This is a genomic window from Anaerobium acetethylicum, from assembly GCF_900096945.1.
GTDB lineage: Bacteria > Bacillota > Clostridia > Lachnospirales > Lachnospiraceae > Anaerobium > Anaerobium acetethylicum.
The window spans coordinates 28,811-49,713 of the sequence record NZ_FMKA01000019.1; the positions used below are offsets into that span (position 1 = coordinate 28,811).

At 44.9% G+C, this 20,903-nt stretch carries 23 protein-coding genes; 3 read left to right on the forward strand and 20 right to left on the reverse strand.

Features of this window, described 5'->3' with window-relative positions; all coding sequences use genetic code 11:
- Window positions 1–11: 11 nt before the first annotated feature.
- Window positions 12–2,609 (reverse strand): ATP-dependent chaperone ClpB, encoded by a 2,598-nt coding sequence (clpB, locus tag BJR36_RS13505; protein ID WP_091235273.1) that lies wholly within the window; start codon window positions 2,607–2,609, stop codon window positions 12–14.
- A 332-nt stretch (window positions 2,610–2,941) separates the two neighbouring features.
- Between clpB and rpiB the strand changes: the two genes are divergently transcribed.
- On the forward strand, window positions 2,942–3,412 hold the full coding sequence (rpiB, locus tag BJR36_RS13510; protein WP_091235275.1) for a ribose 5-phosphate isomerase B: 471 nt from the start codon (window positions 2,942–2,944) through the stop codon (window positions 3,410–3,412).
- 94 nt (window positions 3,413–3,506) lie between these two features.
- On the opposite strand, the gene BJR36_RS13515 is transcribed toward rpiB, so the two are convergent.
- The 17 genes from BJR36_RS13515 to BJR36_RS13595 form a co-directional block, all read right to left on the reverse strand.
- Window positions 3,507–5,429 carry a heavy metal translocating P-type ATPase gene (locus BJR36_RS13515; RefSeq protein WP_207648873.1) on the reverse strand — a complete coding sequence of 641 codons (1,923 nt, stop codon included), beginning with the start codon at window positions 5,427–5,429 and terminating at the stop codon, window positions 3,507–3,509.
- Window positions 5,430–5,432: 3 nt separating this feature from the next.
- A complete protein-coding gene (locus tag BJR36_RS13520) occupies window positions 5,433–5,660 on the reverse strand; it encodes a cation transporter (RefSeq protein WP_091235277.1) in 228 nt (75 codons plus the stop codon).
- A gap of 83 nt (window positions 5,661–5,743) precedes the next feature.
- Complete coding sequence (locus BJR36_RS13525; protein WP_091235343.1) at window positions 5,744–6,109, reverse strand: ArsR/SmtB family transcription factor; 366 nt, start codon at window positions 6,107–6,109, stop codon at window positions 5,744–5,746.
- Between the two features lie 452 nt (window positions 6,110–6,561).
- On the reverse strand, window positions 6,562–7,635 hold the full coding sequence (gene arsB / locus BJR36_RS13530) for an ACR3 family arsenite efflux transporter (protein WP_091235281.1): 1,074 nt from the start codon (window positions 7,633–7,635) through the stop codon (window positions 6,562–6,564).
- A gap of 61 nt (window positions 7,636–7,696) precedes the next feature.
- Entirely contained in the window at window positions 7,697–9,334 is a 1,638-nt protein-coding gene (locus BJR36_RS13535; RefSeq protein ID WP_091235283.1) for an FAD-dependent oxidoreductase, read from the reverse strand.
- On the reverse strand, window positions 9,325–9,648 hold the full coding sequence (locus BJR36_RS13540; RefSeq protein ID WP_091235284.1) for an ArsR/SmtB family transcription factor: 324 nt from the start codon (window positions 9,646–9,648) through the stop codon (window positions 9,325–9,327). Before BJR36_RS13540 ends, BJR36_RS13535 begins: the two co-directional genes overlap by 10 nt.
- A gap of 231 nt (window positions 9,649–9,879) precedes the next feature.
- A complete protein-coding gene (locus tag BJR36_RS13545; RefSeq protein WP_091235286.1) occupies window positions 9,880–10,188 on the reverse strand; it encodes a ferritin family protein in 309 nt (102 codons plus the stop codon).
- A gap of 110 nt (window positions 10,189–10,298) precedes the next feature.
- Window positions 10,299–11,303, reverse strand: coding sequence for a ferritin family protein (locus tag BJR36_RS20755; protein ID WP_242875577.1), 1,005 nt, complete (start codon window positions 11,301–11,303; stop codon window positions 10,299–10,301).
- 5 nt (window positions 11,304–11,308) lie between these two features.
- Complete coding sequence (locus tag BJR36_RS13560) at window positions 11,309–11,977, reverse strand: rubredoxin (RefSeq protein ID WP_091235288.1); 669 nt, start codon at window positions 11,975–11,977, stop codon at window positions 11,309–11,311.
- A 14-nt stretch (window positions 11,978–11,991) separates the two neighbouring features.
- On the reverse strand, window positions 11,992–12,438 hold the full coding sequence (locus BJR36_RS13565) for a YbaN family protein (protein ID WP_091235290.1): 447 nt from the start codon (window positions 12,436–12,438) through the stop codon (window positions 11,992–11,994).
- Between the two features lie 173 nt (window positions 12,439–12,611).
- Window positions 12,612–13,448: a ZIP family metal transporter gene (locus tag BJR36_RS13570; RefSeq protein ID WP_207648874.1), complete on the reverse strand. Its 837-nt coding sequence runs from the start codon at window positions 13,446–13,448 to the stop codon at window positions 12,612–12,614.
- The gene (locus BJR36_RS13575) at window positions 13,418–13,846 is read right to left on the reverse strand and encodes a Fur family transcriptional regulator (protein ID WP_242875578.1); all 429 of its coding nucleotides are present in this window, start codon (window positions 13,844–13,846) and stop codon (window positions 13,418–13,420) included. The genes BJR36_RS13570 and BJR36_RS13575 overlap by 31 nt, the downstream gene beginning before the upstream one ends.
- Before the next feature lie 316 nt (window positions 13,847–14,162).
- Entirely contained in the window at window positions 14,163–15,026 is an 864-nt protein-coding gene (locus BJR36_RS13580) for an Mrp/NBP35 family ATP-binding protein (RefSeq protein WP_091235294.1), read from the reverse strand.
- Between the two features lie 95 nt (window positions 15,027–15,121).
- Window positions 15,122–15,514, reverse strand: a complete 393-nt coding sequence (locus BJR36_RS13585) for an iron-sulfur cluster assembly scaffold protein (protein WP_091235296.1) — start codon at window positions 15,512–15,514, stop codon at window positions 15,122–15,124.
- Between the two features lie 124 nt (window positions 15,515–15,638).
- Window positions 15,639–16,472, reverse strand: a complete 834-nt coding sequence (locus BJR36_RS13590; protein WP_091235298.1) for an MBL fold metallo-hydrolase — start codon at window positions 16,470–16,472, stop codon at window positions 15,639–15,641.
- Between the two features lie 85 nt (window positions 16,473–16,557).
- Window positions 16,558–16,656: a peptide deformylase gene (locus BJR36_RS21170; protein ID WP_408605722.1), complete on the reverse strand. Its 99-nt coding sequence runs from the start codon at window positions 16,654–16,656 to the stop codon at window positions 16,558–16,560.
- Entirely contained in the window at window positions 16,631–16,846 is a 216-nt protein-coding gene (locus tag BJR36_RS13595; protein WP_330387932.1) for a peptide deformylase, read from the reverse strand. Before BJR36_RS13595 ends, BJR36_RS21170 begins: the two co-directional genes overlap by 26 nt.
- Window positions 16,847–17,105: 259 nt before the next feature.
- Between BJR36_RS13595 and BJR36_RS13600 the strand changes: the two genes are divergently transcribed.
- Both BJR36_RS13600 and BJR36_RS13605 read left to right on the forward strand, forming a co-directional pair.
- Window positions 17,106–18,218 carry a YibE/F family protein gene (locus BJR36_RS13600; RefSeq protein ID WP_091235300.1) on the forward strand — a complete coding sequence of 371 codons (1,113 nt, stop codon included), beginning with the start codon at window positions 17,106–17,108 and terminating at the stop codon, window positions 18,216–18,218.
- Window positions 18,203–18,976 carry a YibE/F family protein gene (locus BJR36_RS13605; RefSeq protein ID WP_091235302.1) on the forward strand — a complete coding sequence of 258 codons (774 nt, stop codon included), beginning with the start codon at window positions 18,203–18,205 and terminating at the stop codon, window positions 18,974–18,976. The genes BJR36_RS13600 and BJR36_RS13605 overlap by 16 nt, the downstream gene beginning before the upstream one ends.
- 121 nt (window positions 18,977–19,097) lie before the next feature.
- On the opposite strand, the gene BJR36_RS13610 is transcribed toward BJR36_RS13605, so the two are convergent.
- Both BJR36_RS13610 and BJR36_RS13615 read right to left on the reverse strand, forming a co-directional pair.
- On the reverse strand, window positions 19,098–19,613 hold the full coding sequence (locus BJR36_RS13610; RefSeq protein ID WP_091235304.1) for a C-GCAxxG-C-C family protein: 516 nt from the start codon (window positions 19,611–19,613) through the stop codon (window positions 19,098–19,100).
- Between the two features lie 33 nt (window positions 19,614–19,646).
- Window positions 19,647–20,867, reverse strand: a complete 1,221-nt coding sequence (locus tag BJR36_RS13615; protein WP_091235306.1) for a cation diffusion facilitator family transporter — start codon at window positions 20,865–20,867, stop codon at window positions 19,647–19,649.
- Between the last annotated feature and the right edge of the window lie 36 nt (window positions 20,868–20,903).

Here is a 20,903-nt window from a genome sequence, read left to right on the forward strand (position 1 = left end):
ATTCTGTCATATTACTTTTCTGTACTTCTCCTGACGCTGGCAGTGAGTTCTCCTTCAGCCACATCAATCAGGATGGTATCCTCTTCGCCTACGCCTTCCGATAAGATCAGCCTTGCCGCAAGCGTCTCCACATGCTTCTGCAGGTATCTCTTCAGCGGCCTTGCTCCGTATACGGGATCGTATCCTCGTTCCACAATCAGTGCCTTGGCATCCTCCGTCAGCTCAACGGTGATTCCCTTTTCTTCAAGCCTTACATTGAGCTCATCTATCAGCAGATTTATTATCATGCCGATATTGGCTTTTGTCAATGGCTTAAATAAAATTATTTCATCAAGCCTGTTCAGGAATTCCGGCCGGAAGTGGTTTCTAAGGTCGTACATGACAAGTTTCTCAGCTTCAGGGTCGATTTCGCCGGCCTCGTTGATTCCATCCAGCAGGTAGTTAGAGCCTATGTTTGAGGTCATGATCAGGATGGTGTTCTTGAAATCTACCGTACGCCCCTGGGAATCGGTAATCCTGCCGTCATCCAGCACCTGGAGCAGCACGTTGAATACATCAGGATGGGCTTTTTCGATTTCATCAAAGAGCACTACGGAATAAGGTTTCCTGCGGACTGCCTCTGTGAGCTGGCCGCCCTCTTCATATCCCACATATCCCGGAGGCGCTCCGATGAGCCTTGAAACGGAGAATTTCTCCATGTATTCGCTCATGTCGATGCGGACAATATTCTGCTCGTCATCAAACAGGCTGGCCGCCAGGGCTTTTCCAAGTTCCGTCTTTCCGACCCCTGTAGGTCCGAGGAACAGGAAGGAACCGATGGGCTTGTCGGGATCCTTGATGCCGGCCTTTGAACGAATAATAGCATCCGTTACCTTGTTGACGCCCTCGTCCTGGCCGACGACCCTCTTATGGAGCTCCTCATCCAGATGCAGCGTCTTGTTTCGTTCGCTTTCCGTCAGTTTTGTAACAGGGATTCCTGTCCATCTGGAAATGATTTTCGCTATCTCGTCCTCTGTCACGCTTTCGCGCACCAGGGAAAGGTCTTTCTTCTTTACATTTTCTTCTTCTATGGCCAGCTGCTTCTCAAGCTGCGGGAGCTTCCCGTACTGGAGCTCTGCCGCCTTGTTCAGGTCATACTCCCTCTGGGCTATCTGGATCTGGTTATGAAGATCTTCGATTTCTTCCCTCAGTTTCTGAAGCTTTTCGACGGAATTCTTTTCATTTTCCCACTGTATCTTTTTTGAAGTGAACTGTTCCCTGAGCTCTGCCAGCTCCTTTTGAAGGTCTGTGAGCCTTTCGATACTGAGCCTGTCTGTCTCTTTTTTCAGGGCAGCCTCTTCGATTTCCATCTGCATGACCCTTCTCGAAAGTTCGTCAAGCTCTGTCGGCATAGAATCCATCTCCGTCTTGATCAGGGCACAAGCCTCATCCACAAGGTCAATTGCCTTGTCCGGAAGGAACCTGTCTGTGATATAGCGGTGGGAAAGGGTGGCTGCCGAAACCAGTGCCGAGTCGGTGATCTTCACCCCATGAAACACCTCGTACCTGTCTTTGATCCCCCTGAGTATGGAAATCGTATCCTCTACGGTCGGCTCGTCCACCAGGACAGGCTGGAATCTCCTCTCCAGGGCGGCATCCTTTTCAATGTATTTTCTGTATTCATCCAGGGTTGTAGCACCGATGCAGTGGAGTTCTCCTCTTGCAAGCATTGGCTTGAGCATGTTTCCGGCATCCATGGCGCCTTCCGTCTTGCCCGCCCCTACTATGGTATGGAGCTCATCGATGAAAAGTATGATCTGGCCATCGCTCTTTTTGACTTCCTCGAGTACAGCCTTCAGACGTTCCTCGAACTCGCCCCTGTATTTTGCACCGGCCACAAGGGCGCCCATATCCAGGGCGAAAATCCGCTTGTCCTTGAGCCCTTCGGGGACGTCGCCCCGGACGATCCTCTGCGCGAGGCCTTCCACTGCCGCAGTCTTTCCGACACCTGGTTCGCCGATGAGAACCGGATTGTTCTTCGTCTTTCTCGAAAGGATGCGGATCACATTCCTGATTTCCGCATCACGTCCGATGACCGGGTCGAGCTTCTGATCCCTGGCTCTTTCCACAAGGTCATAGCCGTATTTATTCAGAGTGTCATAGGTGGCTTCGGGATTATCGCTGGTAACCCTCTGGTTTCCCCTGACTCCGGAAAGTGCCTGGAGGAAGCGTTCCCTCGTTATGCCATATTCCTTCCAGATGGCTTTCATTGCAGCATTCGGATGCCTGAGCAGCGAAAGGAAAAGATGCTCTACAGAGACATACTCATCCCCCATCTGCTTCGCCTCATCCTCTGCGCTTACGAGAACCTTGTTCAGATTCTGGCCGATGTATACCTGCCCGCCTGAAACCTTTACCCTTTTTTTCAGATATTCCTCTGCCTTGTTTACGAAATGCTCCTGGTTGATCTCCATCTTTGCAATCAGCTTCAATATAAGGCTGTCTTCCTGGGTCAGCAGGCTGTACAATAAATGTTCCTGTTCGATTTCCTGGTTGCCGTAGTCGTATGCTAATTTCTCACAATCATTTACAGCCTGAAGTGATTTCTGGGTGAATTTACTGATATTCATAAAATCTCCTCCTATATGTTTCGCCTGCTCTGCGGTTACTATTCGCTCCTGCCCCGTAAATGTCCGCAAATCATCTCAACTATTCATGTTTTCTTTTTTGTTTGTTCTATAACCAATATAACACATATTTAAAAAAATGCAAGATATTTTTACTGTACTGATTGCCCAATATCAATTATAATTTTTACATCAGATCATTTAACCTTATCAAAGAAATCCCCCGCTTCATTAAGCGGGGGAAGGACTCTGTTGAACTACCACGAAGTGGTAATAAGGTTATGAGCAACTATCGCAAGCGGATTATGAATATCCGCTTTTATGGAGGGATTACCATGAAAATAGCCGTTTCCAGTGATCACGCAGGTTTTGCATTGAAAGAAGAAATCAAAACCTTGCTCGCTACAGAAGGCCATGAAATCATCGACTTTGGACCTTATAACGAGGAACCCTGCGACTTGCCGGATTATGTGTATCCAGCTTCACTTGCTGTTGCCGAAGGAAAGGCGGACAGGGGTATCTTTGTAGATGGCGTCGGATACGGCAGCGCCATGATTGCCAACAAAATATATGGCGTCTATGCGGCCGTCTGCCAGGATCCATTTTGCGCCAAACTGGCACGCTCCCACTCCAACACGAATGTTCTCTGCCTTGGCGGAAAGATTATCGGTTCCGGAATTGCTCTTGAAATTGTAACGGTCTGGCTTACGACTGATTACCTGAGCCATATTGAGAAGTACACAAACCGGGTGAACAAGGTTATGCAGATTTCAGAAAAGCATCTGAAAAAGCTGAGCGGAGTATAGGCTTCCGGTAGTCTCCAGCTATGCATCAGTAAGGCAGCCCGCTGGCATAGGCAAAGGCCTCTGCATGGGCTTCTGGCCAGAAGCCCTGTCTGCCTTATCTGCTCCTGCCGCCGATCAGCCTTATGGCATTCAGGATTGCCAGAACCGACACGCCTACATCGGCGAACACTGCAGCCCACATGGACGCCGCACCAAAAGCCGCAAGCAGCAGTACGAAAAGCTTGATGCCGAGGGCGAATACGATGTTCTGCTTCACGATCCGCAATGTCTTTTTTGAAATTTTGATGGCTTCCGCAACTTTTGACGGTTCGTCTGTCATGATCACTATGTCGGCTGCTTCGATTGCCGCATCGGACCCGAGTCCGCCCATTGCAATCCCTATGTCGGCACCTGCCAGAACCGGGGCATCGTTGATTCCGTCCCCAACAAATATCAGCTTCCCTTTCGGGGATTTCTGTTTCATAAGTCCGACCATCTTTTCGACCTTGTCTGCCGGCAGAAGTTCCGTGTAGATTTCTGTTATCCCGAGCTTCTTCCCAACGCTTTCGCCTATGTTCTTCCTGTCTCCAGTCAGCATGACGATCTTCTTTATTCCCATGGCCATCAGCTCTTTTACGGCCCTTTGGGAATCATACTTGATCTCATCCTCCACCAGAATATAGCCGGCATATTTTCCATCCTCAGCTATATGGACAAGGGTGCCTGCTGCCGCTTCGTTTTCAATCCTGATTCCCAGATCATTCATGAGCTTTCGGCTTCCCGCATATACTGTCTTTCCGTCTATCAACGCCTTCACGCCATAGCCGGACAGCTCTTCTATCTCATCCATGCCTTCAGCATCTATGGCTTTTCCATATGCGTCCCTGATGGAAGCCGCTATGGGATGGCTCGAATGGATTTCCGCATGGGCCGCCATCCTGATCAGGCGTTCTTCTGCTTCTGCTTTCATTTCCCCTGAAACGCTCTCTTTTAGCTCTGCATTTCCAGTGATTACTGATTCTGCCGGAAAAATACCGCTGACCTTGAAGTTTCCCTTTGTAAGGGTGCCGGTCTTGTCAAAGACTGCGATTTCCACGTTGGCAAGCGCTTCCAGATAATTGCTTCCTTTTACAAGTATCCCTCTTCGCGATGCGCCTCCGAGTCCGCCAAAGAAACTGAGCGGTATGGAAATCACCAACGCGCAGGGGCATGAAATTACCAGGAATGTAAGTGCACGGTAGACCCAGTCCGCCCAGGAAGCCCCCGGTATAATAAGCGGCGGAATCAGAGCAAGAAGGGCAGCGGAAATGACGACAACCGGCGTGTAATACCTTGCAAACTTTGTGATGAAGTTCTCCGCCTCAGCCTTATGGCTGCTGGCATTCTCCACAAGCTCAAGGATTTTTGACACTGTGGATTCACCGAATTCCCTGCTGACCTTCACCTCGATGACGCCGTTCAGATTAATGCATCCGCTTACGACAGCTTCACCGGGGAACACTTCCCTGGGCTGGGTCTCCCCTGTAAGTGCTCTGGTATCCAGGTTCGAAGTTCCCTTGATCACTTCTCCGTCCAGCGGAACCCTCTCTCCCGGCCTGATGAGAATCACTTCCCCAACATTCACTTCTTCCGGATCGACAGTTTCCAGTTTTCCTGCCCTTACCACGTTGGCATACTCCGGATAAATGTCCATCAGGTCTGAAATGGATTTGCGCGAGCGGTTTACAGCATATTTCTCAAACAGCTCCCCGATCTGGTAAAAAAGCATGACAGCTACTGCCTCCGGATATTCGCCGACCAGGAACGCGCCGACTGTTGCAATGGCCATCAGGAAATTCTCATCAAACACCTGTCCGCCTATGATGTTCCTGACTGCTCTTTTCAGTACCTGAGCGCCTACAATCAGATATGCCGCAAGGTAAAGAGCCAGTTCAAGGTTGCCTTCTATATAGTTCAGTTTTACCAACACTGCCGTTGCAATATAGATTGCAATGGATATGATTACTTTTATGAGGTTCTTCTTCATTTTTTCTGTCATTGCTTATCTCCTGTATGGTCTGAGTTCCGCATCCGGCTCGATTTTTTTGATAATCCGGCCTGCCTGTTTAATGATTTCGTCAAACTGTCCGTCCTCTGCGTCAATCACAAGCTTTTTCGTCATGAAGGTGATCGCCACCTTATTCACGCCCTCCAGCTTTCCGATTGCATCTTCCATCTTAGATGCGCAGCTGGCACATCCCAGATCTTCTATTGTGTATATTTTTTTCATGATGATTCCTCCATTCCTATTCTTTATATCCGCTGTATAGTGTCCCGTTTATGTTACTGGTCACGGAGTGAACAGTAACCCTTTTATTCCTTTATGTGCTCCATCCCCTGGTTGATGATGGACTCTATATGTCCGTCTGACAGGGAATAGAAAATGGTCTTGCCATCCCTTCTGTTCTTGACCAGCTGCATCTGCTTGAGGATCCGCAGCTGGTGGGAAATAGCAGACTGGGTCATGTTGAGAAGCTCCGCTATGTCGCACACGCACATCTCCGACTCGAACAGAACATACAAAATCCTGATCCTTGTCGAATCACCGAACACCTTGAAGAATTCAGCCAGGTCGTAAAGCGTCTCCTCGTCGGGCATATTGTCATTCACCTTCTGTATAATGTCGGCATGGGTGCAGAATGCGTCGCAGCCTTCAAACTGAGTCGTGCATTTCTTCATCCTGCCCGCTGTGCAGGACTTCTCTGATACTGCCTGGGAGTCTTCACATCTGCAGGTTGTTTTGGCTGTTAAGCCTGTCCTGACTATATCTTTGTCTTGTGATTTTTTATCAGCCATTACTTTCTTCCTTTCATATGAATACTTGTTCATATGTTTATATTATCAACTTTCATTTCTGTTGTCAATGTTTTTCAGGATAAGTAAAATCGTCGAATACTGAACTTACTAAAGAACAAAAAGTTTTGCCTGCGAAACTCTCGCGCTGATGCGCAGTCGCTTCTGCGGCATATTCTTCTTGCGCGTCATGCGCCTCCTCACGAAGCGTTTTTAATATATGGGAAATTCGAGGAATTTCTTATATATTAAAAAAATGCCTGAATACCCATTATTATGGATCTTCAAGCATCTTTTAAATTATTATGACTGATAATCAAACAGGAAGTGACTGATTATTAATGGACCATTCTTTTCTCAGAAGTTCCCTGCGGAAACCAGTGGGGCGTTTTATTTGCAATCTTGACCAGGATGAGCATAATCGGCACCTCGGTCAAAACACCAACAACCGTGGCAAGGGCAGCCGGCGACTCCATGCCAAATAATGCAATGGCAACAGCAACCGACAATTCAAAAAAGTTGGAGGCACCAATCATTCCAGCAGGAGCGGCTATATCGTGAGGAAGTTTCTGCACTCTGGCTGTCAGATATGCTATAAAAAAGATCAGGAATGTCTGGATTGTCAGCGGCACCGCTATGAGCAGGATATGCAGCGGATTGTTTAAGATGACCTCTCCCTGGAAGGAGAACAAAAGTACCAGCATAAGCAGCAATCCGGCTATCGTAGCATTGTCGAACTTTGGAAGGAACTGTTTTTCAAAATATGCTGTTCCTTTTGTGTTTGTCACATGCATTCTTGTCAGAACACCGGCCGCCAAAGGTATCACTACAAAAAGCACGACGGATATGATCAGCGTATCCCAGGGTACGGAGACATTGCTCACGCCAAGGAGAAATTTTACGATCGGCACAAATGCTATCAGGATGATCAGGTCATTGGTTGCCACCTGGACAACCGTATAGGCCGGATTTCCTTTTGTCAGCTGGCTCCATACGAATACCATGGCTGTACATGGCGCCGCCCCCAGCAGTACGGCACCCGCCAGATACTCTTTTCCCAGATCTGCAGGAATGAATCCTTTGAATACGACATAGAAAAAGAAGGAGGCGATGCCGAACATGGTAAATGGCTTGATCAGCCAGTTCACCACCCAGGTCACGTACAATCCCTTCGGATTTTTTCCGACGTTCTTCACACTTTCAAAATCGACCTTCATCATCATCGGGTAGATCATGACCCAGATCAGGATTGCTGTAGGGATGGATACGTTTGCATATTCAAACCTGCCAAAAAACTGTGGAATCCCAGGCAGGAATTTTCCAATCAGCACCCCGGCGCCCATGCAGAGCGCCACCCATACCGTTAAATATTTTTGGAAAAAATTGATTTCTGCTGCTTTCACTTTACTCATTTACTGTCTCTCCTCTATTCTGATTTTGTGGCTGTTCAAGACTATGTCCTGAACAGTCACCTTATTTTCTTACTTTCCGGAACTGCTTATGGCCGCCGGAAATATTATATACCTCCTGAAAACCGTGATTCAGAAGTATGTTCTGAGCAGCATTCCCAGTCACTCCCTTATTGCAGTAAGTAATGGTTACCGCTTCCGGATTCAGATCCTTCAGCTGCTCTCTCAGCTCTCCATGCGGAAGATTCACCGCCGTCTCAATATGGTCCTTCTCATACTGGGCTGATACCCTGGCGTCTATCAGCTGATAGCCTTCGCCTGACTCTATTAGGGCTGCCAGTTTATCTGCAGTGATCAATTTTCTGCCCTGGCTCATTGCATTATCCAGGATCATGCCGGTATACATGACGGGATCCTTTGTCGTTGAGAAAGGTGGCGCATAGGCCAGATCCAGATGGAATAAATCTTCTGCCTTTGCCTTGAAAGTGATGGCGGTTACAAAGACATCTATCCTTTTGTCAACGCCTTCAAATCCGACAATCTGCACACCTAACATCCTTCCGGTTGCCCTGTCTGCGATTCCCTTGATGACCATTTCCTGGCCACCCATGTATTCAGGCTTGTTTGGCTTGATGTTATGGCAGACTTCCACCTCATACCCTTCCTTCTGAGCTTCCCGTTCAGACAGGCCGGTCAGCGCCACTGTCATGCCGAATATCTGGAAGATGCCGGTTCCAAGAATCCCCCTGAATGCCAGGTCCCCTCCCGTGACCACGTCACCTGCAATCCTTCCCGTTTTATTTGCGGTAGAGCCCATCGGGCGGTAGACCGGCTTCCCGGTCACAACATGATACTGTTCGGCACAGTCGCCGCAGGCATAGATATCCTCTATATTTGTCATCATTTTTTCATTTACTTGAATCGCTTTTGTAATACCCAGCTCGATTCCAGCCCTGACAGCCAGATCTGTGTTCGGCTTTACCCCTGTCGAAACCAGCACAAAGTCTGCTTCGATTTCTCTTTCGTCCTCCAGGATAACCCTGTTGCCTTCTATTCTTGTCACGGAAGCGCCTGTCAAAACTGGAATGCCATTCTTTCTCAGATGGTCCTCCACATAGACTGCCATGTCAGAATCAAGCCCTGGCGTAACCTGTGGAAGACGCTCAACCAGCGTCACATCGATGCCAAGCCCCTTCAGGTTCTCGCACACTTCAAGACCTATAAATCCCGTTCCGATGATGACTGCTTTCTTTGGAGCATGTTCATTCAGATACGCCTTGATTCTGTTCATATCACCAATGTTTCGCAGGGTGAATACATTGTCTGCCTCCACCCCCTGAATCGGGGGCAGGACTGCTGATGCGCCGGTTGCAATCACCAGCTTATCATAACTGTCTTTCAGGATTTCTCCGGTTGAAAGATTTCTAATTTCCAAAATTTTGTTTTTCGCATCTATGGACAGTACTTCATGTCCCGTCAGAATATCAACATTGTATTTGCTCTTGAAAAATGCAGAATTTCGGGGAGTCAGCTCCCTGGCATTCTCTACTTCTCCGCCTATATAATACGGCATACCGCATCCCGAGTAGGAGATATAGCTGTCCCTCTCATAAATTACGATTTCCGCCGTTTCGTCATTCCTTCTTGCCTTTGCTGCCGCTGATGTCCCGGCAGCCACTGCACCAATAATTACTATTCGCATGCATTGACCTCCTTCTGATCCTTACAGATACAATCTTCCCGTTCTGTTGTTATGGTATTCCAGAATTTTTTAACTTCCTCAATCAGTTCCTTATTGTTGCCGTATCTGATCCACGAGCCTTCTTTATGGCTTGTCACTAGTCCGCATTCCGTCAGTATCTTCATATGATAGGAAAGCGTAGGCTGGGTGATTTCAAAACAGGCCAGAATATCACACGCACAAAGTTCCCCGCATGACAGCATTTCGATTATTTTTAATCTTGTCTCATCACCCAGTGCTTTAAAAACAGGTGCATAAGCTTTTTGCAGCTCCATAGTCATATCCCCTTTTCAAAATCCATTGCTTATTTTCCACATATAGACATTTATCTATGTCATGATTATAGCCAAACGCATAGATGTTTGTCAATGTGTTTTGTGTTATATTTATGTAAAGCAATGAACTGATTTTCAGCCGGCATTTTCCTGACGAGTACCGCAAATCCGAAAAAAGACGGGCCGTAAACCTTTGCAAATGTTTACGGCCTGTCTTTTCAGCTGCATTATCTATCTTTTTTTCATCTTTTCTATCTCTTCTTCTACTTCTTCTGCACCTTCCGCATAAAACTTTTCTTCCTCCGGGTCAAGCTCTTTCAGCAATCTTAAAAACTCCCCGGCATGCACTTTTTCCTCATCAGCAATATCCTTAAGCACCTCGATTGCCAGCTTGTTGTCTGTCGATTCAGCCAACTGCATATAAAGCTGGATTGCTTCATATTCTGCAGCAATCATAAACCGGATTGCTCTGATCAGCTCCTGGTCGCTAATCTTATGGTCTTTCTTTAATCCGGAAAACGGATTTCCAAAATCAGGCATATTCATTACCTCCTTATATTGTTTTTTCACTCACGCTTATTGAACTGGCTTAACTGTACTAAACCCCTGTCCCGCTCTGATGAGCGAAGTCCTGAATCCGTACCAGAATATTAGTACTGGATAAACCTGTCTCCAGGCACTCCGCAGATACTGCATTTATCCGGACGCACCTTTTCGATATTGCCGCATACAGGACACAGATAATAGAAGACCTCTTCCGTCTGATCAATGTTTTCCAAAGCATCCCGATAAAGCTTCGCATGGACTTCTTCCGCTCTCATGGCATATGTGAATGAAGTGAGTGCTGCCTTGTTCCCTTCTGCTTCTGCAGTTTTCACAAAATCCGGGTACATGTCCTGATACTCGTGGGTCTCGCCTGCAATGCCATCCTTCAGGTTATCAGCTGTTGAACTAACCTTACCCGCAACTTCAAAATGCTTCAGTGCATGGATAGTCTCGGCATCTGATGCAGCCTTAAACAGCTTTGCAGCGTTAAGCTTTCCATCTTTTTCTGCCTTCTTTGAATAAGCCAGGTACTTCCTGTTTGCCTGGGATTCTCCGGCGAATGCCTCCATCAGGTTATCAAGTGTTTTGTTTTCATCCATTTTCTTGTCCTCCTTATTTTTATCCTTTTTAAGAATTTCCAATAATCTTTCTGCCGCCTCTTTCGGAAAACCTTCCGGCTGATCTGTATCCAGCAACGACTGAAGGAAGTCCTGCACATTCTGGCTCTGAGGAAGCATGTAGCCAGATTCCCTAATCAGGTCTTCTGCCATAAGCCTGTTAGATATGCTTATGGCTTTTGCCAGTTGGCGCAAACCCGGGTTATCTGATTTCATTTCTATAGCTGCCGCCATCTTTTCCTGCTTTATTTTGCTTTCAGCTAATGATAGCAGAGATTTCCTGACGGCTTCCGTCTTCTCCTGCTGAGCCGGAAACTCCTCAGGAACAAGTGAAATCGCATGGGATGGACAAGCATCAACACATATACGGCATCCATCCAGGCACTTTGACGCATCAATCTGGCCTGTTTCTGTATCTGTCGCTCCTGTAGGGCAAACATATAAGCAGAGACAATCTTTCGTACATAAACTTATATTTCTAACTGCATGCATTCTCCCTACCCCCTCATGACCTCGATGATTTTTTTGTTTGGGACTTTGCAAACCGGACATATATCCGGAAGTTCGTCCCCAATGTAAATGAATCCGCAAATATCGCATACATAAATATGAGTGCCTTCCAATAGGGAGTCCTGCTGCTTATCATATCTGCTCAGGATAGAATTCAAAATTCTCGTTACTTTTTCTCCCCACACCAGCGCTCTGAGGGCGCCTCTGTCGGATACATCCGCTGCAATCGGATTCGCCGCCGGATACCCGGAAGCAAGATCCTGCTCAACAAGCAGGCTGATGTCCTTTAACCCGCCTTCCCCTGCATTACTGCTTATCGTTTTGTAAAATTCGGCTAATTGACTGAACAGCTCACCTTCTTCAGAACGATATTGCTTCGTGCACCCCTTAGAAAGGTTGGAACATAATGCGCTGACTTCTCCAAATGACATTTCCCTCATGCTGTCCGCTTCATTTTCTACAACATTCACATCTTTCTTAACAGGCTCTTTATTCCGTTTCTCTTCCACAAAGTCAGCTTTCACTGCACCGCATAATGGACAGGTCCAGTCCTCCGGAACGTCTTCCCATTTTGTACCTGGTGCAATTCCTCTGTCAGGATCGCCGGCTACTTCATCGTAAACATAACCGCAAATAGAACATGTGTATTTTGCCAAAATATATCCCTCCTTTAATCCTCATTTGATAGTTCCTGTTCTTTGGGCTTTTTATCATACAAATCATTTAGTGCCTTCATATCCTCGCGGCTTAGCGTTTTTAAAGTCATAAGGTGGATCGTCACGCTTATTCCAACTGCAACCAGAAAAATCCTGATATGCGGTGATGGCAAAAGGAGCATGGAAACAGACAATGTTGCCCATAGGAAGATTATTGTTCCAATTCTTGTTTTTCCGGGGATTGCCTTATAAGTCAGATAGCAATATAGATACGCCCCAAAAATTTTATGATTGATCAGCCATTGATACATCCGTTCGGAGCTTCGCAGATAACAGAAGGAAGCAAGCAGCAGAAAGGGGGTGGTCGGAAGTACCGGGATAAAAACACCAGTTATGCCAAAAACCAAAGATAGAGATCCAAGAAACAGATAGGAATATTTTTTGACTGCATACAGTTTCAACTATACCACCTTCTATCCCACAGGGTAACAAGAGGGCACCAACTGCCCCTCATCACTGCTATGATCGTTTTAATTTCAGATAAATCCATCGTTTTTTATATGTAATCTAATTATACTAACCAAGGCCATTTAATACAACATTAATTTTCCCTAACTCCATATCTTCCATCTATTTATTTTTTTACAGCTGCCATAAAAATCGACAACGCCACACCCAGAACAAAAGCAGCATAGGCATGTCCACGTTCATTCTCACGAACCTCGGGCAGCAGGTGCGCTGCTGATATGTAAATCAGAACCCCCACCACAAAACCCAATGCAAGTCCCAGAACCGTGTCGTTCAGGCTCTTAACGAAAGGATATGCCACAAAAGCACCTACCGGTGTAGTCAGGGCTGCCACCAGAAAGGCATAGAATGCCGCCTTCCTGCTGGAGTATCCACCTTTGATCAGAACCGTAAAGCTAATGACTCCTTCGGCAAATTCATGTACAACCAGTCCGATTCCAGATAACACACCGACAACAATGCTTGCGCTGAATGTGACAGAATATATAATTCCGTCTATTACCGAATGTATTCCAATTCCCTCCAGTGCAGTGATTCCAAAAGCCAGTTCCGGTTGCTTCGTCCTGTGTTTTATGATCTGATTGCTGAAAAACATAAAGACAAACCCTGCCAGTGCTGCATATCCTGCATCCGCATTCTTCTCAAGAGCCTGAGGAAAAGCAATAATGAGTGGGGACGTAATCAGAACCCCTGCTGCAAAACACATGAAATATTCTTTCGATTTTTCTGCCCAGCTTCTATTCTTATAGACAAAGAAAATCCCTACGCTGTTGACAGCCATTGCGCTCACGGCAAATAAAGCAATCCAAATGAATGTATTGGATTCTCTCATTCTATTATCCTCCGTCCCTAAAATATTCTGAATGGGAAAGGTCGCAATGCTCCATTTCCCATCTCTTCCCGGCAAAATATTCATCCCCTTTTCTCTCTGCATTTTGAACATAATCCAAGCAGCATAATATTAGCATCCGTCACTTCAAGGTTTTTCTTTTCTTCTATCTTCTGATTCAATTTGATGTATTCCATGCTGATTTCAATTTCATCAATGTCCATAAGGGCATTGCATTTCGTACATTTAAAATGAATATGAAGAGGCTTTTTGCTGTATATTTTCAATTCATAATAATTCACACCGTTCATCGGGATCTCTTTGACAATATTCAGGCTTTTAAACAGCTTCAAATTCCTGTATATAGTCGCAATGCCAATTTTCTGCTGTTCAAGGTGCTGATAGATTTCATCCGCTGTCAGATGTGTACCGGAACGAATCAGCTCAAGCAGAATACATTCCTTCTGTCTGGTATTTTTTATCCCGTTTTTTGATAATATTGTTTTGTACAATCGAAGTTTCTGTTCAGAACTGTTCTCCACAAAATCCACCCTTCATTTACAACCCTTGCTACTATCTGAAAAATGATGCCTTGTCTGTTGAATTCCACTTTCTTTCTGTCAGACCCGATTCATCACACATTTCGTTACATTCTAATTTCATTTTACTCCTTAAGATAATTATTGTCAAATGCCAATAATTATCTTTATTGTTCAAAAAAAAGGCCACAGACATACTCTTTAGAGAGCTGCCTGCAGCCTTTATCCTGATACTTATTTACGATTGTTAGCATGATGATTTTATAACATCAATCTGAATGACTTAACCTTATTTTACTGCAGCTTCTTCGTTCATCATTCTGGCATCCATCTCATCTGCTGCCTCTGTCAGATATTTCGCCTTAAACCTGCCAAACAGTCCTCTGTCTGCAAGTTTTGCAATATCAGGATCGATTGGAATCCTTCCTAAAACATCGATCCCTATTTCTTTTGCAACTGAAGAAAGCTTGCTTTCTCCAAATATGTTGATTTCCTTTCCACAGTCAGGACATTTCACATAACTCATGTTCTCAACAAGTCCAAGTACAGGTATATTCATCATTTTTGCCATGTTGTAGGCTTTTTTGACGATCATGGATACAAGATCCTGAGGAGAGGATACGATTACGATTCCATCAAGAGGAATAGACTGGAATACCGTAAGGGGCACATCTCCTGTTCCAGGCGGCATATCAATGAACATGTAATCAAGGTCTTCCCATAACACATCTGTCCAGAACTGTTTTACAACATTTCCCAGGATTGGGCCTCTCCATAGAACCGGATCCTCTTCATTTTCAAGAAGCAGGTTGACGGACATGACTTTGATTCCTTCATCCGTCTCTTCCGGGAATATGACATGCTCTGTTCCTCCGGCAACTTTATTGATTCCAAACATTTTCGGTATGGAAGGACCTGTAATATCAGCATCCAGAATTCCGACCCTGTAGCCTTTCCTTCTCATAAGAACTGCAAGCATTGCAGTCACGAATGATTTTCCAACGCCGCCTTTTCCACTGACTACACCGATTACTTTTTTAACGGAACTATCGCTGTTGAATTCCTCCAGCAAACTCTTTGGATTCTTATCGCATCCTTCACATGATGATGCTGTGCAGCTGCTGTCTGAGCAGCTTCTTGTGTTTTCTGACATTTTTCTAATCTCCTATCTTTCCTGTTTTTCTATTTTTCAAACAGAATGGATATGATCCATTCCGGCTTAAAGCCGCTTTCCATAGCTCGCCCCGATTATTCTGATACCTGCGAAGTCCTTCTGTAGTAATCATCAATTGCATTTTTCAAGGCATTTGCCCCCAGCACCGAACAATGGAGCTTGTTTTCAGGGAGTCCGTCGAGTGCATCTGCAATATCATGATTTGTAATCTTGAGAGCCTCTTCCAGGGTTTTTCCTTTTGCAAGCACTGTGGTCATGCTGCTCGTCGCTACCGCCGCAACACATCCAAATACCAGAAAACTGATTTCTTCTATAACATTGTCTTTTACCTTAATATAAATATCCAGGGAATCCCCACATCCGGGCTCCCCGAATCTGCCGACTCCGTCTGGATTAATCATACTGCCCACATTACGCGGACACATGAAGTGGTCAATTACCTTATCTGTAAATTCATCATAATTCATTGTTATACCATCCTGCTATATAATTTTTTAACTATCCAGGGCTCCATCCTTTATAGTACTGTTTTACTGATTATATCCTTTATATTTGAAGACATAATCATTAAGGGCTACCTGAAGCCTTCCTTTAAATCGTAAAAACGTTCCCCGCGTTGTTATATATGAAATTTTCCTTGAATTCCTGCCTCATCGCAGCTATACCTTCGCTTCCGGTGCAGTGCGAAACAGCAACCCGGCTGATACCCAGTTTCCTGAATGCCGCCATGGTCTTTGCAATCCTGTCGGCATCCGCGTCTACCAGATGTGTTCCTCCAAGCACGGCATAAATCGGAAGACCTGTACGTTCCTTAATTGTCTCCAATATATTCAAAACTCCCACATGAGAACATCCTACCACTACTACAAGACCTTTATCCGTCACTATTCCCAGAGAAATTTCATCTGAAAAATCATCTGTCAAACGGGAACCGCCCTGATCGATAAAAAACTTCTCATTCAGCTTTTCAAATTCATTGGACCGTCTGAAATTATGAAATAGCATCACATTTTCAGTAATCCTGAAAATATCTTCTTCAACTTCTTTAATAAGAATCTGTCTGTCTTCTACATACTGCCTGTTAAAAGAGTTTCCTATAAAACTGGTCTCTCCATCTTCACAGTACTTATGCTTAGCTTCAAAAAAGCCCTTTCCGACAATCAGCTGCGGAACTGACGGCACTGACCCCACCAGCTTCCTGAATCCTCCGCTATGGTCATAATGTCCATGGCTGATGATCGCACAATCAATCTCACTCAAATCTTTGCCCAGTTTCTCGGCATTCTGAACAAATGCCCCACTCTGTCCCGTATCAAACAATATTTTTTTTCCGTCAGCTTCGATATAAAGGGACAAACCATGCTCGTTTACGAGTTTGTTTTTATCATCTGCATTATTTTCAATCAATGTCGTTATTCTCAACATCGCAAATCCCTCCTCCTGATGATTCCTTTACTTGCATATGCTAATATCAATAATACCCTCATGTTACATTGTTGTCAAATGCCAATTACCACGACAACTCCTTTTCCACTTCTTCCATCATTTTATCGATGAACAGAATACCATCCAGATGATCGATCTCATGGCAGAATGCCCGTGCCCACATCAATTACCACAAGCCTTTTTATGATTCCAATTTGTGGAGCTGCAAGTCCGACTCCACTCTCCTTATACATGGTTTCCGCCATATCATCAAGCAATTCCCTGATTTTATCATCTATAACTGCAACTGGCTTAGACCGTTTACGCAATATGCTGCACTCTTCACTGTTCTCCCTGATTTTTCTATATGCCATATAATCCACCTTTACTGATTAAAACAAATTTTCGTTGTTTATTCTTTCCTCTGACTTATCGTTACTTCTGAAGCAGTTTGAATATATTCTTCAAATATACTGCTCACAATATGCAAACATTATATCCCTATAATAATAACTTCATTATTGGCATATGTCAATAACTCAGCAATTCTATTACGCTCTCTTAATTGACAATACTATAAAACAGTGATAGGCTTTTTAATAAATTCTAATTGTACACAAAGGGGAACGCACAATGCAGATAATAAAAAAAAATCTGATTCTCTATGTATCCGTATTTGTTTTACTTCTGGGCGCCAATATATTCACCTTCCACAACCATAGCTTCTATAACAATCCGATTGTCAGAATAGACTCTGCCGATACCGCACCTTCCAATTCAGCCTCAAAAAGCTCCAACAGTGAAGAAAGCCTGTACGACCAGGTTCTGGAAGGCAGGATTATGAACAGCGTTTACAAAGGACAGACCATTATATTAAAAAACTCTTTTTTCTCATCGGAACTGTATCAGGATTCCTTTTCAAAAGGAGATGAGGTTTTCATAACCTTAAATTCACAGGGCAGTACCTCCCTTTCCGGAACCATCACCGGGTTAAAAAGAGATAAGTATGTGGTCCTGCTTCTTTCCGCGCTGTTGATGCTCCTTGTCTTTCTTGAAAAACGAAAAGGACTGCTCACCATGATTTCGCTGTTCCTGAATATCACCGTGTTTTATAGTCTCCTGACATGGTATCAGGATGGGACCGATATCCTGACGGTATGTATACTGGCCTCCCTTTTCTTCACCCTGTTCTCCCTGACTTTTCTCAATGGATTCAGCCGGAAAACCCTCGCTGCAGTTCTCTCCACAATATTGTCAGTCACAACGACAATGGCGATTTTCATGGTCGTCATGAATAACAGCAGGGAAATAGATTTTGCATATATGGAGTACCTGATTATGCCTGGGGATGCCCGCGCCATCTTCCTCTCCGGAATACTGATCGGCGGGCTGGGCTCTATTATGGACATTGCCATTACGATGTCCTCTGCCATAAATGAAATCCAGCGCAAGAATCCATCTGTCACGGTAAAAGCCCTGTTTTCATCAGGCCGCACCATTGGCGATGACATAATGGGAACGATGATCAACGTCCTGCTATTTACCTACGTATGCGGCGGCATTCCGATGACCATTCTGCTACTGAAGAACGATATCCCGCCTGCAAACATCATTTCCGTGTACATGCCTTACGAAATCTACCGGTTTCTGATTGGAAGCATCGGCATACTCCTTGCAATTCCGGTTTCACTGGTAATATCCATACTCTTTACGAAAGGGGGGAAACATCTATGCTTCTGGCATTAGTACTGATACTTGTCCTGCTCATACTTCTTATTGGCGGGGACAAAGGCGCAACATCCCTTATCACCCTCACAGCAAACTGCATCTTGCTGTCAGGAATCATATTCCTGATTTATGCCGGCTATCCCCCGCTTCCAACAACTGTTGCAGGCTGTATCATCATCAGCGCCGTTACGCTTTTCTATCCGGAAGGAATCAGCAAAAAATCGATGGCTTCCTTTCTTTCCGTTCTGATCGTAATCGTCCTGATGATGGCCTCTTCCTACATAATGGGAGGCGAAGCAAATATCGCCGGTTTCAGCGAAGAAGCTCAGCTCGAGGACGAAATGGCAGGGCTTTCCACCAATATCAGAACTGATATGCTCGACGTCGCTGCCGCAATGATCATTATGAGCCTGATCGGAGCTGTACTTGACGCTTCCGTTTCCATCTCGTCCTCCCTGTATGAAGTCCATCAGAATCATCCCGTAATGGGATTGGCTGAGCTGTTCCACTCCGGAATACGAATTGGAAGGGATATTATCGGTACCACGACGAACACCCTGTTTTTTGCCTATCTCGGCGAATCCCTGATGCTGATCATCCGATTTAAAATCGAAGGCTACTCACTTGCCAGAATCATCAATTCGAAGGTCTTCTTTCAGGAATTCATTCGTATACTTTTCAGCGGTGCAAGCTGCATACTTGCCATACCTGCCACTGCATATATTCTGTCCGTATTCCTGACCCATCCGCGGTTTATACAAAGAGAATCCAGATAACTACTGTGGCCGCAAAAAAAGCAGAACTGAATAATAATCAATTCCGAACAAAATCCTCCCGCCTTAAAGTCTTACGACCTATAGCGGGAGGATTTCTATATAAAAATTATTTCATCAAAATTTATTTCGGATTGGATTCAATATATTTCTCCATAATATCCGCAGCCATTCCTACGAGCTCCACGCATGGCCTCTTTTTATAATATTCATCTGTACGGATCTGGGGTATAGGACTATCTTTGCCGCTGCCAAGCCCTAAAAGCTCCCTGCATATAATCGAACGGTTCTCCGTCTCGAATTTACCCGCAAGCAGCTGTATTCTCTTATAATGCTCCGTCTTCGAAGCATTGTCCTTTGGATCTGCATACCCATACAGCATACCGGCCACCATAAACATACCGGTCACTGCACCGCAGACTTCCCTAAGCCTTCCCATTCCCGCTCCGAAGGATGAGCTTATTTTCAAAGCCATATCGGCATCCATATCATATTTATCGGCAAAAGCCAGGAAAACAGACTGCGAACAGTTATAGCCCTCCTTAAAGAGTTCCTTTGCCATTTCTGAACGCGTCTTATTTTCCAGAACCTGAAACAGGTCTCTGTTATCTTTCTCCTGACAATTTGTTGCATTATTCATCTTTGTTTCCTCATACTTTCTAAATTCTATAAATTATATATTTGACTCTTCATTTTCAGCGGCTGAAATCCGCCCCTCAAACTGCAGCCCCAGCTTTTCAAAGGCTGCCTGAGGTGTCTGTGCATCTGTTATGATCACTTCTATATTAGAATCAGCAAAAACATATGCTGGTCCTTTATTCGTAAAACCGTTCTTCACAATTATAAAGTCCACCATCTTCTGAACGAGATATTCCGCTGCGTAAATCCCTTTCCCTTTCTCAATGCTGCTGAATGGATTTTTTAAAACCTCTGTCCTGACTGCCTGTTTCTGCTTCGCCTTAAATACAACCAGAAGGAAATGAGAAGCTTCTCCAAAATGAGAGCTGATAGAAACCCCATCTTCCGCAAGCGGAAGGGCATATATCACCTCGTCCTTCTGAAGCGGTTCATAATGTATCAGAATCCGATCGACATTTTTGATTTCTTTTTTTACATTCTTTTCGATGGTATCAGCAATATAATGCGCCTTATCTAAATTATGGGTTTTCAATATAATGTCGGCTTCTATAAATTTAAACCGTCCCGAATTGCGCCCTGTCAGGCTCTTCAGCTCGACCACCTGTGGAATGTCCATGATATACTTCTCGACTTTGCTGAGCGTATCATAACCTACCGAAGCATCCAGCAGAACCCTGGCGCCGTCTGCCAACATCTGGATTCCCGTCCTGGCTATAAATCCAACGACAACAAATGCTGCTATCCTGTCCAGCTGGAATCCGACAAAACCGGAAAGAACGGCCAACAGGACGATAACATTGCTGAATACGTCCATTCGCCCATGCATTGCTTCGGCCACAAGAATGGGGGAATTTATCCTTTCTCCTATTTTCTTTTCGTATATGGTAAACCACAGTGCAATTATAATCGAAAGCAGCATCAGAATGGCTGCAGCTGTCATATTTCTCAGTTCAATCGTTTTATTTTCCATTATCTCGGAAATGATTTCATATCCTGTATATAAAATCACAAGTGCTATAATGATCGATATAAGATTTTCAATCTTATAAAGCCCATAGGGAAATGTCTTTGTCTTTCGTTTTGCAATCTTCAATCCGATAAAAACGGTTAGCGCAGCTATCAGGTCGGCAAGAGTATGGAATGCTTCTGCCTTCAGCGCTATACTGTCCGATATGACAGCAGCCGTGTATTTAATCCCGAACAGCAAAAAAGTAACGATAATGGCAATCAGTGCCGTTCTTTCACTTTCCTCCATGCCCCCACCCCTTTCGGAAAATCCACTCTGGTTTCA